Below are 14,698 nucleotides of genomic sequence, written 5' to 3' on the forward strand. Positions count from 1 at the left end.
GACCCGATCCCGTGCGTGCCCCGCCGCAGCGCCCGGTTCCGTTCCTCGCGTGGACGGCGAGGCCCGTCTCGGCGACGCCTCTCGTCGAGGTCGCCTCGATCTCCGCCCGAGTGCATCACCCTCGCTCCCTCGCAGTGGACGCCCGCCATCCGCTCTCCTCCCGGACCACGGCGCCCTCGAGCGCGAGCAACCCGAGTAGGGTGATCACTCGTGCCGGTGTCAGGCCCGAACGAGCGGCAAGGTCCTGCGGCGAGCGTGCCGACCGCGTACTCAGCGCATCTCCGAGCCGGACCTGGTCGGGGTCGCCCCGATCCGGGACGACGGGACCGGCGGCATCCGCGCCCCACAGCTCTCTCACCTCCGCTGCCGACGTGACGCACCGGGCGTCGTACTCGCGGAGGAGCCGGTGACAGCCAGCCGAGGCAGCAGAAGTCACGGGCCCGGGAACGGCGCCCAGCGGACGCCCGAGTGCTGCGGCGTGCCCTGCGGTGTTCAACGAGCCACTGCGCCATCCGGCCTCCACGACCACCGTCGCCTCAGCGAGTGCGGCGATCAGTCGGTTTCTGGCCAGAAAGCGCCATTTCGTCGGGGCGGCCCCGCACGGCAGCTCGCTGACGACAGCCCCCGATCGCACGATGCTTCCCAGCAGCTGCTGGTGCCCGCTGGGGTACGCGCGGTCGACGCCTCCGGCGAGGAACGCGACGGTCGCGCCGCCGACCCCGAGTGCAGCGCGGTGTGCCGCCCCATCGATCCCGTAGGCGCCACCGGAGACGATGACGGCACCGTCGGATGCCAGGTCTCCCGCCAGTTCGGCGGCGAGGTGATCGCCGTATCCTGTGGACGCCCGCGCCCCGACGATCGCGACTCTCGGCCCAGCGGTGAGAAGACCGGGATCGCCGCGAACCCAGAGTACGGACGGCGCATGGTCGCCCAGCTCATCCAGTGCCGTCGGCCACTGCGCGTCACCGGGAACCAATAGAGCGGCTCCGACATGTCCGGCCGCGCGCAGCACGTCGCCGACCGCCCGCAGGTCAGCGCGCGGCCGCCAGCGCGCTCGGGCCTCCGCAAGGGCTCGGGAGGTCCGCTCGGTCGCTGCCGGTAGCCGGTCTGTGCCGTGCTCACCGTCGAGAGCAAAACGGAGGGCCGCGCCGGCACCGAGGTCCGCGATGAGCGCGCCGGCCACGCCGTCGCCCGGTTCGGCGATGAGCGACCATGCCGCTCGCGCGATGTCTTCCTCCGTGTCGCCGTCGGGGCGCAGCGCACGTAGTGCCGCGATCGTCGCGGCATCGTCGAGCAGCGAATCCATCATGGGGTCAGTCCTCTCTTCAGGAACAGTGCGCGTCCGACCTCGTCTCGTCCGGGTCTTCCAATCCCACTGAGGTCTGCCATCGTCCAGGCCAGTCGCAACACGCGGTCGTATCCGCGCAGGGTCAACGCACCGCGCTCGAGCGCGCGATCCAACGGCGCCCGCGCATCGCGCTCCAGGCGCAGTGCTCCCTGCCGAAGCCACGTCCCCGGAACCTCGGCGTTGCAGCGCCACGGCGTCCCCGACCAGCGTTCTGCGGCGCATGCGCGCGCGACCAGCACCTGAGCGCGTGCGTCCGCACTGCTCACCTCAGCGCTGACGCCCGATGTCGCGCGGGACGCCGCGACTCGCGCGACCTGCAGTTCGATGTCGATACGGTCCCGGAGCGGTCCTGAGAGCCGCGAGGCATAGCGCCTGATCGCCATCGGCGGGCAGATGCATTCAGCGCCCCGGATCCCGTAGTTGCCGCAGGGACAGGGGTTCATCGCCAGGATCAGTTGGAAGCGGGCCGGGAACGACGCCGTGAATCCTGCTCTGCTCACCTCGATCGTGCCGGACTCCAGCGGCTGGCGCAGGGCGTCGAGCGCGACGCGCGAGAATTCTGCGGCTTCGTCCAAGAAGAGGATCCCGCGGTGCGCCCGCACGATCGCTCCCGGCCTGGCCACCCGGGACCCACCGCCGACCAGCGCCGCCACCGATGCGCTGTGATGCGGCGACTCCAATGGCGGGAGCAACTCGAGGGCGGTGATCGCCTCACCGGTGAGTGAGCGGATCGACGCCACCTCGAGCCCCTCGGCTTCAGTGAGTTGCGGGAGGATTCCCGGAAGGCGCCGTGCGAGCATCGTCTTGCCTGCGCCGGGGGGTCCGCTGAGGAGCATGTGATGCCCACCCGCGGCCGCGACGATCAGAGCGTGGACCGCGTCCTCCTGGCCGACCACATCGGCGAGGTCGATCATCTCATCCTCGACGACCGTCCGAGATGCCATGCCGACCGGATCCACCTCCGGAACCTCGACATCCGCGCCATGCCACGCCGCGACTTGCGCGAGAGACGCTGCGGCGCGAATCTCGATGCCCGGCACCAACCGTGCTTCGGCCTCATTCGCGTGCGGCACGATCACCTGCTCGTATCCCGCCCTCGCCGCTGCGAACACGGCCGGAAGCACTCCGGGCACCGGACGGATGCGACCATCCAGCCCCAGCTCACCGATGTGGACTGTCCGTCCGATCGAGCGCCGGTCCACCGATCCCCCGGCAGCGAGCGTCGACATCGCGATCCCCAGATCGAAACCGGATCCGTGTTTGGGAAGGCTCGCCGGCGACAGATTGACCGTCAGCCGGCGTCGCGGAAGGTCGAGTCCGGCGTTCTTGCAGGCGTTGTGCACGCGCTGCACCGCCTCGCCGAGTGACTTGTCCGGCAGCCCGATGATCTTGAACTCCGGCGTCTGATTGGACAGATCGGCCTCGACTTCGACCAGATGCCCGTCCACACCAGTCAGCGCGACCGCCCACGTCCGAGCTGTCTTCACGACAGGTCCACCAGATGCTCGAGTTCGCCGCACGCGGGATCAGCACCGATGATGCCGATGGCTTCCAGCCGGACCGAGCGCGCACGTGCGAGATCAGGATGCGCCTCGACCCAGGCATGCGCCAACTGCCACAGTCTCCGGCGTTTGCGTCCGTCGATCGCCTCGAACGGATGCCCAAAGGCGGCCGACCGACGAGTCTTCACCTCGATGACCGCGAGATGCGCGCCTCGCACCGCCACGATGTCGAGCTCGCCCTGTGCGCACCGCCAGTTGCGGTCCAGCACCGTGTACCCGAGGTCGATCAGGTGCCGTGCGGCCCGTTCTTCACCGGCTCTGCCGAGGTCATCCTTCGCTGCCATGACGACAGCATCGTCTGCGAGAATGACTCAGCGAGCCCGAATCAGAGCGTGATCACGGCCGATGCGGAAAGGTCGTGAAAGCGGCATCCTGTGCAGAAGTGGTCGCCTCACCGGCCGGCACGGACGAGGGGTCACTCTCCGTCGAGGGAGAGCTCCTGCGGCAGTTCGAACTCTCGGCGCTGGAGCTCTTCGACGTTGACGTCCTTGAACGTGAGAACTCGGACCGCCTTGACGAATCTGTCTGCGCGGTAGATGTCCCACACCCATACGTCGGTCATGGAGATCTCGAAGTAGAAGTCGTGCTCGGTGTCACGGCGGACGACATTCACCTCGTTCGCCAGATAGAACCGGCGTTCGGTCTCGACGACGTACTGGAACTGCGACACGACGTCCCGGTACTCCCGGAACAGCGCAAGCTCGAGCTCGCGGTCGTAGTCGTCGAAGGCTTCCTCATCCATGATGACTCCATCCTAGGAGGCTTGCCGCTCCCCCGCCGCCTCGACGGCCCGGACGGTGCATCAGAACAGGGTGGGGGCGTCCGTGATCGCCCACGATGCACGGTGATACGGGGACAGCCCGAGCGCCCGGATCGCGTCCCGGTGCTCCGCACTGGCGTAGCCCTTGTTCCGGTCCCATTGGTACATCGGGTAGGTCTCGTGCAGGTCTGTCATCAGGCTGTCCCTGGCGACTTTCGCGATCACCGATGCTGCTGACACCGAAGCGCAGTCCCGGTCTGCCTTGATCACCGGGCGCACTCGGAGCGGCTCCGGATGGACCGCGGAGAGGTAGTCGTGGTTGCCGTCGAGGATGACCAGTGCGTTCTGCAGCGCCGCGCCCTGATCCACGACGCTCTGCACCGCCCGCGATGCGGCGAGCCCCAGCGCACGCATGATGCCGACCTCGTCGACCTCCGCCGCGGTCGCCCAGCCCACAGCCGACGCCTGCACCCACGCGGCAGCGCGCATGGCGACGTCCGGCCGCCGCTTCTCCGTGACGAGCTTCGAGTCGCGGAGCCCCTCCGGCACGCGCCGACGCGCCCCTGCAGCATCCATCACCGCCGCACCGACCGCGACAGGGCCGGCCAGCGCGCCGCGGCCGACCTCATCCAGCGAGATGATCAGCTCGCATTCGGAGAGCAGCGAGCGTTCGAGGGTGAGTTTCGGTGCGACGACGGTCATTCCGGATCCGGAACGCCGTTGAAGCTGTCGTGGTGGCCGTCGATGGTGCCAAGGCGATCCAGTGGCCAGGTCGTGAAGAAGGCCTTGCCGACGACGTTCGGCAACGGCACGAAGCCGCCGCTGGGCAGCTCTTGGTGCGCCCGTGAGTCACGTGAGCGATCACGGTTGTCGCCCAGCAGCCAGAGGGAGTCGTCCGGTACGACGACGTCGAAAGCCTCATTCGAGGCCGCGGTGTCTCCCTGGGGCAGATTGAGGTAGTCGAGTTCGTCGATCGGTGCGCCGTTGACGGTGATCTGACCGAGCGCGTTGCAGCAGACGACATGGTCGCCCGGCAGGCCGATCACACGCTTGACCAGGTGGTCCTGGGCATCGGAGGTGGAGAGACCGACGAAAGTCAGAACCCAGTCGACTGCTTCGACGAGTGGCGGACGCGCCGGTGTCTGCGGCTGTGCGGCCAGCCAGCCGCCCGGGTCTTTGAACACGACGATGTCGCCGCGCTCGTAGTCGGTCCAACGCGGTGTGAGCTCGTCGACGAGGATCCGGTCGTTGATCAGGAGCGTGCGCTCCATCGAGGCCGACGGGATGTAGAACGAACGCACGACGAAGGTCTTCACCACGAACGAAACGAGCGCCGCGATGACGATGATGACCACAACGTCGCGGAGGAAGACAAGAACCCCTCGTCGCCGTCTGGTTGCGGCCGCGCGGGCGGAGTCAGTCGTCATCAGTTTCCTTCACCGGTGGAGCACCGTTCTGAGACGGCACATACAAGGGTCGCATATCTCGGACACAACAAAGCACCCCGGGACATCGTGTCCCGGGGTGCTTTGAAAAGTCTGCGCGTCAGTGGTTGTCGCGCTTCTCCTTGATCTTCGCCTTCTTGCCGCGGAGGTTGCGGAGGTAGTACAGCTTCGCGCGGCGCACGTCACCACGGGTGACGACCTCGATGTGGTCGATCACCGGGCTGTGCACCGGGAAGGTACGCTCGACGCCCACCTGGAAGCTGATCTTGCGGACCGTGAAGGTCTCGCGCACGCCGTCGCCCTGGCGGCCGATGACGACCCCCTGGAAGACCTGGATACGGGAGCGGTTGCCCTCGGTGATGTTCACGTGCACCTTGACGTTGTCACCGGGGTGGAACTCAGGGATGTCGGAACGAAGGGAAGCCGCGTCTACGGCGTCGAGGATCTGCATGATCGTCTCTCTCTGCACTCGCCACAGGTCGGATGCATGATGCTGGAAGGAACAAGAATGGGTATGTGCCGCACGGTGCAATCGCGTCCGCGGACTCCCCTGAGGCAGAGCCGGTCACGGCACAAGGACCTATTCTGCCATGGATGCCGCACGCGGCCAAACCACGGGTCAGCGGTCAGCTGCCGGCTTCTCCTGAATGATGAAGACTTCGCCGTCCGCGGTCGACCTCGTCGGGGTCGTCGGGACGTCTGCAGGCGCATCGACGGTCGCCGTGGTGAAGTATCGGATGCTGGCGCCGCTGCCCTTCGCCTCACTCCACAACTGCCACAGCATCAACCAGAACAGCGCGATTCCGACCACGATCGCACCGGTCAGCAGGAGGCCGAACCACGCCTGCGGGAAGAACCCGATCGCGATGGTGAGGCCATGCCAGAGCGTGAATCCGGCCACGTCCCACCACGACACCGCGCGTTCGACGCGCACGGACGGCCGCGATCGGACCAGCAGCGTCAGCAGGAGCTGTCCGATGAACACGGCTGGCATCGAGATCAGCAGGAGCAGGAACGCCCAACCGCCGGCGCCGGTCACTCCCCAGCCGATCAGAAGCCACAGCGGCAGCAGGAACGCCGCCGGAAGGAGCCAGCGGAAGAAAGCCTGTCGCAACCACATACCGCGATGCTACGCCGCTGAAACCTCCCGATCACCGGATTTCGCTGAGAGCTTCCGGTCAACCACCGCGCGCTGATCGGCGAGAATGGAGGGGACGAGAGGAAACCCGATGATCGAACTGCGCACCCCTGCTGAGATCGACGAGATGCGCGCCGCCGGACGATTCGTGGCCGAGACGCTGGCGACGTTGCGCGACGAGACGAAGGTGGGCACGAATCTCCTGTCGATCGACCGCCGCGCGCACGACATGATCCGCAAGGCGGGAGCGGAGTCCTGCTACATCGACTACCACCCGTCCTTCGGAGCGAGCCCGTTCGGCAAGGTCATCTGCACCTCCGTCAACGACGCGGTGCTGCACGGTCTCCCCCATGACTACACACTGCGCGATGGTGACCTCGTGTCCCTCGACTTCGCGGTCTCGGTCGACGGCTGGGTCGCTGACTCGGCGGTGTCGTTCGTCGTCGGCACGCCACGCGACGAGGATCTGCGACTCATCGACACGACGGAACGCGCGCTGGATGCGGCCATCGCCGCCGCTGTCATCGGAAACCGGATCGGCGACATCTCGGCATCCATCGCCGCCGTCGCCCACGGCGAGGGCTACTCGATCAACACCGACTTCGGCGGACACGGCGTCGGTCGAATCATGCACGGCGACCCACACATTCCCAACGACGGCCGTCCCGGCCGGGGCTTTCCGCTGCGCGCTGGGCTGGTCTTCGCGCTGGAGCCGTGGCTCCTGGCGACGACCGATGAGCTCGTCACCGACCCGGACGGCTGGACTCTGCGCAGCGCGGACGGCTCCCGCGGCTCTCATTCCGAGCACACGGTCGCGGTCACCGAAGACGGGCCGATCATCCTCACCGACCGCTCGTTCCTCGGCGTCGACTGATCCGCTTCACGCCGGATCCGCGGGCAGCCACGCCCCCATTGGGCTGGAGTGGCCAAATCCGCATGTATGCCATTCTGGGTGCATGATCCCGCAGGACCGCCATGTGCCGGAGCGTTTGTATCTTGCCCGCCACGGCCAGACGGTCTGGAATCGCGAGCACCGCCTCCAAGGACAACTCGACTCTCCTCTCACTGCCGACGGCATCGCTCAGGCCGAAACCCTCGTGAAGCGACTGTCGGGCCTCGGCATCCGTACCGTCTGCTCCAGTCCGCTCGGCCGTGCGCTGCGAACGGCCGTCATTGTCGCCGAAGGAATCGGCGCGGATCTCATCCAAGTGCCAGAACTCGCCGAGATCCATCACGGAGACATGGCGGGCATGACCTGGGACGAGATCGACACGGCTTTTCCCGGCGCCCGAGAAGATCGTGCGGCCAATCGGTACGGATGGTCGTTTCCGGGCGGAGAGAGCTACGCGCAGGCGCGCGGTCGAGCTCGCGCCGCGCTGACGGCGTGCGGATGGGCTGCGGACAGCCCGCCGCTGCTCGTGTCGCACGAGATGATCGGACGGATGCTGCGTGCCGAAATGCGCGGCCTCGATCCTGCGCACGCCTTGGCGTTGCGGCATCCACCCGGCGTCGTCATCGAGATCGACCGCCGCACCGAGCGCATGCTCTGAGGGGCGCTCAGGCGAAGACGGCGAGCCCGCTCGGTCGCGCCTGGTGGAGGACCGACGTCACCGGCTTGCCGCGCGCCTCCTCGAACAGCTCCGTTGCGAAGTTCCGGAGTTCCTGCACCGAATCAGCGTCGTCCGAACCGCACACCAGCAGTTCCACGCGGGTCGGCGCGCAGACGATCGCTGCACCTGTGAGATCGATTTCGGAGAGCCACAGCTCCGGCGTGAGCACCAGTGAGCAGGCGAGGTCCGGCTCGGACGGCGTGTGGAGCCGGAAACGCCCGTTGCCGCCCTCGATCGCGACATCGGATCCGACCCGGGCGACCATGTTCCGAAGCGCCGTTGAGTGCAGAGCATCCGCTCCGCCGAAATCCGCGACCTGACCGCCCTGGACGAGTTCCCACGTTCCCTCAGGGTCGACGGCGTAGGTGACCCACAGCTCCTCCGAGATGGACGTCGCGAACGGCCTGGCCTCGTCCGGGAATCCAGGGATCCGGCTGAACGTCTCCTCGTTCGCCTCCATCCAGGCCCGGCCGGCGATGAGCGGTACGACGAGCTCGGACGGTGGTACCGTTGCCGCGGACGACGGTGCGGCTTCCTTCTTCTTCCTGCTGAACAGTCCCATGCGTTCCCCCTCCGGCGCCGATGCAGGCCCTCAGCAGGGCCCGCTTCTCGATCTTAGACAGGGGGACGACTCAGCGCGGTGGCTGCTCGTCGCCGAGGAGATCCGGCCGACGACGTCGTGTCCGCTCGATCTGCTGATCACGTCGCCATGCGGCAATGGCCCCGTGGTTGCCGCTGAGCAGGATGCTCGGTACGGCATGTTCGCGCCAGACCGACGGCTTCGTATACGAGGGGTACTCGAGCAGTCCGTCCTCATGGGACTCTTCGACAAGACTCTCTGGATTGCCGACGACCCCGGGCACGAGTCGACCGATGGCTTCGATCATCGCCATCGTGGCGACCTCACCACCGTTGAGGACGTAGTCACCGAGGCTGATCAGACGGACCTCTCCGAGCGAGCCAGCGAAGTCGAAGACACGCTCGTCGATGCCCTCGTAGCGGCCACAGCCGAACACGAGATGCTCTCTGGTGGCCAGTTCGCGCGCGGTCTTCTGCGTGAAGACCTCGCCGGCCGGCGACGGGAAGATGATCGTCGGAGCGTCGCTTCCACGAGTGACCTCGTCGAGTGCCAGTCCCCACGGCTCCGGCTTCATGACCATGCCGGCACCGCCACCGTATGGCGTGTCGTCCACGGTGCGATGACGGTCGCTGGTCCAGTCGCGCAGGTCCCGCACCCGGAGGTCGAGAATGCCGGATTCCTGCGCCTTCCCGAGCAACGAGAGGGTCAACCCATCGAAGTACGACGGGAAGATGGAGAGAACATCTATGCGCACAACGGCACCTGTCCCGGGCCTACTCGGCGGATTCGGCGTCCGCGGTGTCCGCCTGATCGTCTTCGGCGGCATCCGGGAGCTCTTCGAAGAGTCCGGGAGGAGGCGTGACGATCACGCGCCCGGCTGCGACGTCGACGGTCGGCACGATGGCCGCGACGAAGGGAACCATGATCTCGCGCTCACCGGAACGCACGATGAGGAGGTCCTGAGCGGGGAAATGCTCGACCCGCGCCACGCGACCAACGACGGTCTCATCGCGGACGACATCGAGACCGACCAACTGATGGTCGAACCAGGCGTCGTCCTCGACTTCGTCATTGTCCTGATCGATCCACAGGATCGCGCGGACGAGGCTCTCGGCGCCGCTGCGGTCATCGACGTCGTCGAAGAACACGACAGGGCTGCCGTTCATGACCCGGTACTCGCGCACAGTGATGGTCTTGCCGTGCCACGGAGATGCCTCTGGCACCTGCAACGTGAACTCGGCCCCGATGACGAAGCGTCGCTCGGGATTGTCGGTGTACAGCTCGAGCTTGAGCCCGCCCTTGAGGCCATGGGCCTTGACGAGGCGTCCGACTCGAAGCTGGTTCTTACCCTGGTTTCGCTCGTTCGGCACCACGTCAGTCGTCCGCGACGTCGACGCGGACGCGACGCCCGTCGGCAAGGGCGGTGACGAGCGTGCGCAGGGCCTTCGCGGTGCGGCCGCCGCGCCCGATCACGCGTCCACGGTCATCGGGGTGCACACGCACCTCGAGGAGGTCGCCTCGCGGCGACGCGGAAGCGTGGATCTGGACATCCTCCGGGTGATCGACGATCCCCTTGACGATGTGTTCGAGCGCGGCGGCGAGCACGACGATTACTCTGCGTCGGCTGCGGGGGCCTCAGCGGCCTCCGCGTCGGCCTTGGCGGCGGGAGTCTCCTCAGCGGGAGCCTCCTTCTTCTCCACCTTCGGCTTCACGACGGACTTCTTCTTCGCGTCGATCTCGAAGGGGGCCTTGGGGTCTGCGACCCGGAGGGTGGACTTCGCGTCGGCGTCGCCCTTGAACTTGCCCCAGTCACCGGTGATCTTGAGGATCGCGGCGACCTGCTCGGTCGGCTGCGCGCCGACGGAGAGCCAGTACTGCGCACGCTCGGAGTCGACCTCGATGAACGAGGGCTCCTCAGTGGGGTGGTACTTGCCGATCTCCTCGATCACGCGACCATCGCGCTTGGTGCGCGAGTCGGCGACGACGATGCGGTAGTACGGCGCACGGATCTTGCCCATGCGCTTGAGACGAATCTTGACAGCCACGATTCTCCTGAATTGTGTGGAAGGAAAATGAACCGATCGCCTGGAGAGTGGGGTGCACACCCGGCGGAAGCTCTAATAGGTGGACGCGAGCTGGATAGAGGGTCGAGCACGTCGTCCGACCTTCTATTCTGCCAGATCCGCGCGCCAGGAGCGAAACGTGGCGACACGGTCTTTGCGGCGCGTCCTGGCCCGCGTGCCAGAATGTGCTCGTGAAGCTCGAGTTCGCCCCGTCCGCCCGGTCCACTGTCGGCCTGGAGTGGGAGATCATGCTCGCTGATCCGGCCACTGGCGATCTCGTCGGCCGAGCGCCCGAGTTGCTCGCGGCGTTGGAAGCGGAGAGCGCCGACGAACGGCACACCGTGACCGGCGAACTGCTCACGAACACGATCGAGGTCACCAGCGGTGTCGGTCGTTCCGTCGCCCATGCGGTCGACGACATCGCGCAGGCGATCGCGGCCGTCCGCGCCGCCACCGAGCCGGCCGGCATCGAGCTGCTGTCGGCAGGCAGCCATCCTTTCGCCCAGTGGTACGACCAGCGAGTCACCGACAAGTCCCGCTATCACACGCTCATCGAGCGCACGCAATGGTGGGGGCGCAACATGATGATCTGGGGCATCCACGTGCACATCGGCGTCGAGTCGCAGGCCAAGGTGCTGCCGCTCGTCAATGCCCTCGCCGCCTACCTTCCCCACCTTCAGGCATTGGCAGCCTCGAGTCCGTTCTGGGCGGGCGAGCGCACCGGATACGCCTCCAATCGTGCGCTCGTCTTCCAGCAGCTGCCGACCGCCGGTCTCCCCTGGCCCCTGCACGATTGGTCGGAGTTCGAGTCGTACCTCGACGACATGGTCCGCACGGGCGTCATGGCCGATGCCTCCGAGGTGCGCTGGGACATCCGGCCGGCGCCGCGCTGGGGAACGATCGAAGTGCGCGCATGCGATGGCATGTCGACACTTCCCGAGCTCGCCTCGGTAGCCGCACTCACACAGGTCCTCGTCGAGCATTTCTCGCGTCGCCTCGATCAAGGGCTCCCTCTCCCCCAGCTTCCCGCCTGGTATCACCGGGAGAACAAATGGCGGGCGGCGAGGTACGGCCTGGAGGCGCGGGTGATCATCGATGCCGCCGGAACCCAGCTGCCGGTGCGCGAGCACCTCGCCCAGATCCTGTCGGACCTCGCTCCGGTCGCCCAGGACCTCGACTGCGGTCGCGAATTCGGTCGTGTCGCGTCGATCCTCGACGGTGGGGCGAGCTATGCACGACAGCTCGCAGCCGCGGATGCCGCGGACGGCGACCTCGGCGCAGTAGTGCAGCACCTCATCCGCGAGTTCCGCTCAGGTCCCGAGTCGTCCGTCGCCGAGGAGCACCGGTGATGCGGGCTCAGCCCTCCAGCAGCTGACGTGCCAGTCCCTCATCGAGCACGACGTCGGTGATGAGCTCTGCGGCGATCGCGGCACGCAGGCTGACGAGCTTGGGCACGCCGGAGACGACGCACATGCGGCGAGGCACCCGGCGCAGGCGATCGAGACCAGGGCCGGTCGCGCGGGCATTGACGCGGATGTCCTTCCAGCTGCCGTCCGCGCGGAAGAACACCGTCGCCACGTCGCCGATCGCCCGGTCCTCCCGAAGACTCCGATAGTCATCGCGTCCGAGATAACCGCCGACGTAGACCCGGCTCGGCACCTCGGCCGCCGGCGAGCCGAGACTGAACACTGCGATGTCCATCTTCGATTGGAGATCGAGCACGCGGAGTGTGCTGCGCTCCCGCCACATCGCCTCACGCGTCGAGGGGTCATCGAAGAAGGCGGGTACCGGAAACTGCTGCACCTGGGCACCGAAGGCGCTGCCGAAGCGCTGCAGGATGTCGCTCGAGTACTCCACACCACTCGTCTGCGTGTTCCCAGCGCCATTGAGCTGCACGAATGTCGTGTTGTGCGTCTCCTTCTGTGTGAGCCCGCGACTGACGGCACTGATGGTCGATCCCCACGCGATCCCGATGATCATGTTGGAGTCCACGAACTGCGAAAGCAGCCGCCCTGCTGTGAGCGCGACGCGCTCGAGTCGCTCCATCTCACTGACGATCTCCGGCATCGGCACGACGTGAGCGGCGACCCGGTAGCGGTCTCGGATGCGCTGCTCCAGCATGCCCAGCCGTTCGAGTGGCGAGTTGATGCGGATGTCGACGAGGCCGCTCTCCCGCGCGAAACTCAGCAGACGGGAGACCGACGATCGGGAGGTGCGCAGCTCGCGCGCGATCACCTCCATGGTCTTGTCCTGCATGTAGTAGAGCTGCGCCGCCGTGAGCGCGGCGATCAGTTTCGCCTCTTGGGGTCGTGCGTCCGAGTGCGCCATAAAGTCCTCCTCGCAATCGATCCTTGCACATATGTGCACTGGGGTTGCGCACCGTGCTCGTGCGGGTTGATGCTGGTCGCAAGCAAGGAAGAAGGGGTCGAGGATGATCGATCAGACACACTCGTCGGCGGAGCGAGCCGAGGTACGCAACGTCCGCGAATCGGGGCGCACGTCCGTCCTGGTGATCGGCGCAGGGATCAACGGGATATCCACGTTCCGCGATCTGGCCCTTCAGGGCGTCGATGTCGTCCTGGTCGAACGCGGCGACTTCGCGTCCGGCGCTTCGTCGGCATCCAGCCACATGATCCACGGCGGCATCCGCTACCTGGAGAACGGTGAGTTCCGCTTGGTGCGCGAGTCCGTGCAGGAACGCAACGGCCTCCTGAAAATCGCGCCGCACTACGTGAAGCCTCTCGAGACCACGATCCCGATCTACTCCACCTTCTCCGGCATCCTCTCCGCGCCCCTCCGTTTCCTGACGCACAAGAGCGGCAAGCCTCAGGAGCGCGGCGCGTTCCTGATCAAGGTCGGGCTGATGATCTACGACACGTTCTCTCGTGATGGCGGCATGGTCCCCCGGCACCGCTTCCTCGGCCGGAAGCGCTCGCTGTCCGAACTGCCGTCGCTCGACCCGCACATCAAGTACACCGCGACCTACTACGACGCCTCGATGCACGACCCGGAGCGTCTCGCACTCGACGTCCTGCAGGATGGCCGTGCGGCGCACACCGGCGCGCACGCGCTCAACTACGTCGAGGCGATCGCCCGCGACGGCGACAAGGTCGTGCTGCGGGATCGGGAGAGCGGCACGGAGTTCACCATCACGGCCGACGTCGTGGTGAATGCATCAGGACCCTGGACCGATCTCACCAACGACGCCCTCGGCGCGGACACCCGTTTCATGGGCGGCACCAAGGGCTCGCACATCGTGCTCGACCACCCTGAGCTCCTCGATGCCACCCGTGGCCGGGAGATCTTCTTCGAGCACTCCGACGGCCGCATCGTCCTCATCTACCCACTCAAGGGAAAGGTGCTCGTCGGCACGACCGACATCGACGCCGACCCTCGCGAGGTGCCGGTGTGCACGGAGGATGAGGTCGACTACTTCTTCGACTTGATCCACCACGTCTTCCCGCAGATCAATGTGTCGCGCGAGCAGATCGTGTACCGGTTCTCCGGCATCCGCCCGCTCCCCCGCCATGAAGACACCGCCCCGGGCTTCGTGTCCAGGGACTACCGCATCGAAGTCGACAACGAAGGCGCCGCTCCCCTGGTCAGCCTCGTCGGCGGCAAGTGGACCACCTTCCGGGCACTCGGTGAATCCCTCTCCGATGTGGTTCTCGGCCTGCTGGGCCGCACGCGCAAGGTCTCCACCGTGGGCGTCCCGATCGGCGGCGGTCGCGATTTCCCGCGCACGACCAAAGCTCGGCGCATCTGGATCCAGGAGAACCTGCCGGGCGCCGGAGAACGGGCGGAGAAGCTCCTCACCCGCTACGGAACACGTGCGGCAGACGTCTGGGCGTTCATCGAGCAGGGGGATGACGCTCCCCTCGCCGGCGGCGATCTGTCCACCCGCGAGCTCGCGTGGATGGTCGAGAACGAGCTCGTCGCCCGTCTCGAGGACGTCATCCTCCGTCGCACCAGCATCGCCTTCACCGGGCACGCCGATACCGCCGTCCTCGATGAGCTGGCCGATGCACTTGCACAGCTGCTCGACTGGGATCGCAGCCGCCACGACGCGGAAGTGGACCAGACCCGCACGCTCCTCAACGATCGGCATGGACTCACCCTCTCGTCCCGCACCCGCGGCTGACGAGAGATCCGACCGTCGCCCTCCTCGCGACGTTCTCTATCAAGTGCCATG

General features: G+C 66.9%; 18 protein-coding genes. 4 read left to right on the top strand and 14 right to left on the bottom strand.

Features of this window, described 5'->3' with window-relative positions:
• Positions 1–115: 115 nt before the first annotated feature.
• The 8 genes from dprA to LTA6_RS16540 form a co-directional block, all read right to left on the bottom strand.
• Positions 116–1,309 (bottom strand): DNA-processing protein DprA, encoded by a 1,194-nt coding sequence (gene dprA, locus LTA6_RS16505; protein ID WP_407358280.1) that lies wholly within the window; start codon positions 1,307–1,309, stop codon positions 116–118.
• Complete coding sequence (locus LTA6_RS16510) at positions 1,306–2,835, bottom strand: YifB family Mg chelatase-like AAA ATPase (protein ID WP_341974953.1); 1,530 nt, start codon at positions 2,833–2,835, stop codon at positions 1,306–1,308. The genes dprA and LTA6_RS16510 overlap by 4 nt, the downstream gene beginning before the upstream one ends.
• Positions 2,832–3,194, bottom strand: a complete 363-nt coding sequence (locus LTA6_RS16515; protein ID WP_341974954.1) for a YraN family protein — start codon at positions 3,192–3,194, stop codon at positions 2,832–2,834. The genes LTA6_RS16510 and LTA6_RS16515 overlap by 4 nt, the downstream gene beginning before the upstream one ends.
• Before the next feature lie 131 nt (positions 3,195–3,325).
• A complete protein-coding gene (locus LTA6_RS16520) occupies positions 3,326–3,652 on the bottom strand; it encodes a DUF2469 family protein (RefSeq protein WP_017830719.1) in 327 nt (108 codons plus the stop codon).
• A 60-nt stretch (positions 3,653–3,712) separates the two neighbouring features.
• A complete protein-coding gene (locus LTA6_RS16525; RefSeq protein ID WP_341974955.1) occupies positions 3,713–4,372 on the bottom strand; it encodes a ribonuclease HII in 660 nt (219 codons plus the stop codon).
• Positions 4,369–5,097, bottom strand: coding sequence for a signal peptidase I (gene lepB, locus LTA6_RS16530; RefSeq protein WP_341974956.1), 729 nt, complete (start codon positions 5,095–5,097; stop codon positions 4,369–4,371). Before lepB ends, LTA6_RS16525 begins: the two co-directional genes overlap by 4 nt.
• 118 nt (positions 5,098–5,215) lie before the next feature.
• A complete protein-coding gene (gene rplS, locus LTA6_RS16535; protein WP_102192009.1) occupies positions 5,216–5,566 on the bottom strand; it encodes a 50S ribosomal protein L19 in 351 nt (116 codons plus the stop codon).
• Positions 5,567–5,734: 168 nt separating this feature from the next.
• Entirely contained in the window at positions 5,735–6,235 is a 501-nt protein-coding gene (locus LTA6_RS16540) for an MFS transporter permease (RefSeq protein ID WP_341974957.1), read from the bottom strand.
• 109 nt (positions 6,236–6,344) lie between these two features.
• Between LTA6_RS16540 and map the strand changes: the two genes are divergently transcribed.
• Positions 6,345–7,127 carry a type I methionyl aminopeptidase gene (gene map, locus LTA6_RS16545; RefSeq protein ID WP_341974958.1) on the top strand — a complete coding sequence of 261 codons (783 nt, stop codon included), beginning with the start codon at positions 6,345–6,347 and terminating at the stop codon, positions 7,125–7,127.
• An 82-nt stretch (positions 7,128–7,209) separates the two neighbouring features.
• Complete coding sequence (locus LTA6_RS16550; protein ID WP_341974959.1) at positions 7,210–7,803, top strand: histidine phosphatase family protein; 594 nt, start codon at positions 7,210–7,212, stop codon at positions 7,801–7,803.
• A 7-nt stretch (positions 7,804–7,810) separates the two neighbouring features.
• Here the strand turns inward: LTA6_RS16550 and LTA6_RS16555 are convergent, their stop codons facing one another.
• The 5 genes from LTA6_RS16555 to rpsP form a co-directional block, all read right to left on the bottom strand.
• Positions 7,811–8,425 (bottom strand): hypothetical protein, encoded by a 615-nt coding sequence (locus tag LTA6_RS16555; protein ID WP_341974960.1) that lies wholly within the window; start codon positions 8,423–8,425, stop codon positions 7,811–7,813.
• Between the two features lie 70 nt (positions 8,426–8,495).
• Complete coding sequence (gene trmD, locus LTA6_RS16560; RefSeq protein ID WP_341974961.1) at positions 8,496–9,197, bottom strand: tRNA (guanosine(37)-N1)-methyltransferase TrmD; 702 nt, start codon at positions 9,195–9,197, stop codon at positions 8,496–8,498.
• A 19-nt stretch (positions 9,198–9,216) separates the two neighbouring features.
• Positions 9,217–9,816 (bottom strand): ribosome maturation factor RimM, encoded by a 600-nt coding sequence (rimM, locus tag LTA6_RS16565; protein WP_341974962.1) that lies wholly within the window; start codon positions 9,814–9,816, stop codon positions 9,217–9,219.
• A 1-nt stretch (position 9,817) separates the two neighbouring features.
• A complete protein-coding gene (locus LTA6_RS16570; RefSeq protein ID WP_341974963.1) occupies positions 9,818–10,048 on the bottom strand; it encodes an RNA-binding protein in 231 nt (76 codons plus the stop codon).
• A 5-nt stretch (positions 10,049–10,053) separates the two neighbouring features.
• On the bottom strand, positions 10,054–10,488 hold the full coding sequence (gene rpsP, locus LTA6_RS16575) for a 30S ribosomal protein S16 (RefSeq protein WP_407358281.1): 435 nt from the start codon (positions 10,486–10,488) through the stop codon (positions 10,054–10,056).
• Positions 10,489–10,697: 209 nt separating this feature from the next.
• Here rpsP and LTA6_RS16580 point away from each other — a divergent pair, with 209 nt between their 5' ends.
• Positions 10,698–11,855: a glutamate--cysteine ligase gene (locus tag LTA6_RS16580; protein WP_341974965.1), complete on the top strand. Its 1,158-nt coding sequence runs from the start codon at positions 10,698–10,700 to the stop codon at positions 11,853–11,855.
• 7 nt (positions 11,856–11,862) lie between these two features.
• On the opposite strand, the gene LTA6_RS16585 is transcribed toward LTA6_RS16580, so the two are convergent.
• Entirely contained in the window at positions 11,863–12,834 is a 972-nt protein-coding gene (locus LTA6_RS16585; RefSeq protein ID WP_341974966.1) for a sugar-binding domain-containing protein, read from the bottom strand.
• Positions 12,835–12,937: 103 nt separating this feature from the next.
• On the opposite strand from LTA6_RS16585, the gene LTA6_RS16590 reads away from it, so the two are divergent.
• A complete protein-coding gene (locus tag LTA6_RS16590; RefSeq protein ID WP_341974967.1) occupies positions 12,938–14,647 on the top strand; it encodes a glycerol-3-phosphate dehydrogenase/oxidase in 1,710 nt (569 codons plus the stop codon).
• The last annotated feature ends 51 nt before the right edge of the window (positions 14,648–14,698 follow it).

Origin of the sequence: Microbacterium sp. LTA6 (genome assembly GCF_045690355.1) — a bacterium.
GTDB lineage: Bacteria > Actinomycetota > Actinomycetes > Actinomycetales > Microbacteriaceae > Microbacterium.

Excerpts from the sequence above, each read along its gene's own strand:
- lepB (WP_341974956.1), bottom strand. The coding sequence starts at position 5,097 with ATGACGACTGACTCCGCCCGCGCGGCCGCAACCAGACGGCGACGAGGG.
- dprA (WP_407358280.1), bottom strand. The coding sequence starts at position 1,309 with ATGATGGATTCGCTGCTCGACGATGCCGCGACGATCGCGGCACTACGT.
- LTA6_RS16515 (WP_341974954.1), bottom strand. The coding sequence starts at position 3,194 with ATGGCAGCGAAGGATGACCTCGGCAGAGCCGGTGAAGAACGGGCCGCA.
- LTA6_RS16520 (WP_017830719.1), bottom strand. The coding sequence starts at position 3,652 with ATGGATGAGGAAGCCTTCGACGACTACGACCGCGAGCTCGAGCTTGCG.
- map (WP_341974958.1), top strand. The coding sequence starts at position 6,345 with ATGATCGAACTGCGCACCCCTGCTGAGATCGACGAGATGCGCGCCGCC.
- LTA6_RS16585 (WP_341974966.1), bottom strand. The coding sequence starts at position 12,834 with ATGGCGCACTCGGACGCACGACCCCAAGAGGCGAAACTGATCGCCGCG.
- LTA6_RS16540 (WP_341974957.1), bottom strand. The coding sequence starts at position 6,235 with ATGTGGTTGCGACAGGCTTTCTTCCGCTGGCTCCTTCCGGCGGCGTTC.
- rplS (WP_102192009.1), bottom strand. The coding sequence starts at position 5,566 with ATGCAGATCCTCGACGCCGTAGACGCGGCTTCCCTTCGTTCCGACATC.
- LTA6_RS16555 (WP_341974960.1), bottom strand. The coding sequence starts at position 8,425 with ATGGGACTGTTCAGCAGGAAGAAGAAGGAAGCCGCACCGTCGTCCGCG.
- LTA6_RS16590 (WP_341974967.1), top strand. The coding sequence starts at position 12,938 with ATGATCGATCAGACACACTCGTCGGCGGAGCGAGCCGAGGTACGCAAC.
- LTA6_RS16525 (WP_341974955.1), bottom strand. The coding sequence starts at position 4,372 with ATGACCGTCGTCGCACCGAAACTCACCCTCGAACGCTCGCTGCTCTCC.
- LTA6_RS16550 (WP_341974959.1), top strand. The coding sequence starts at position 7,210 with ATGATCCCGCAGGACCGCCATGTGCCGGAGCGTTTGTATCTTGCCCGC.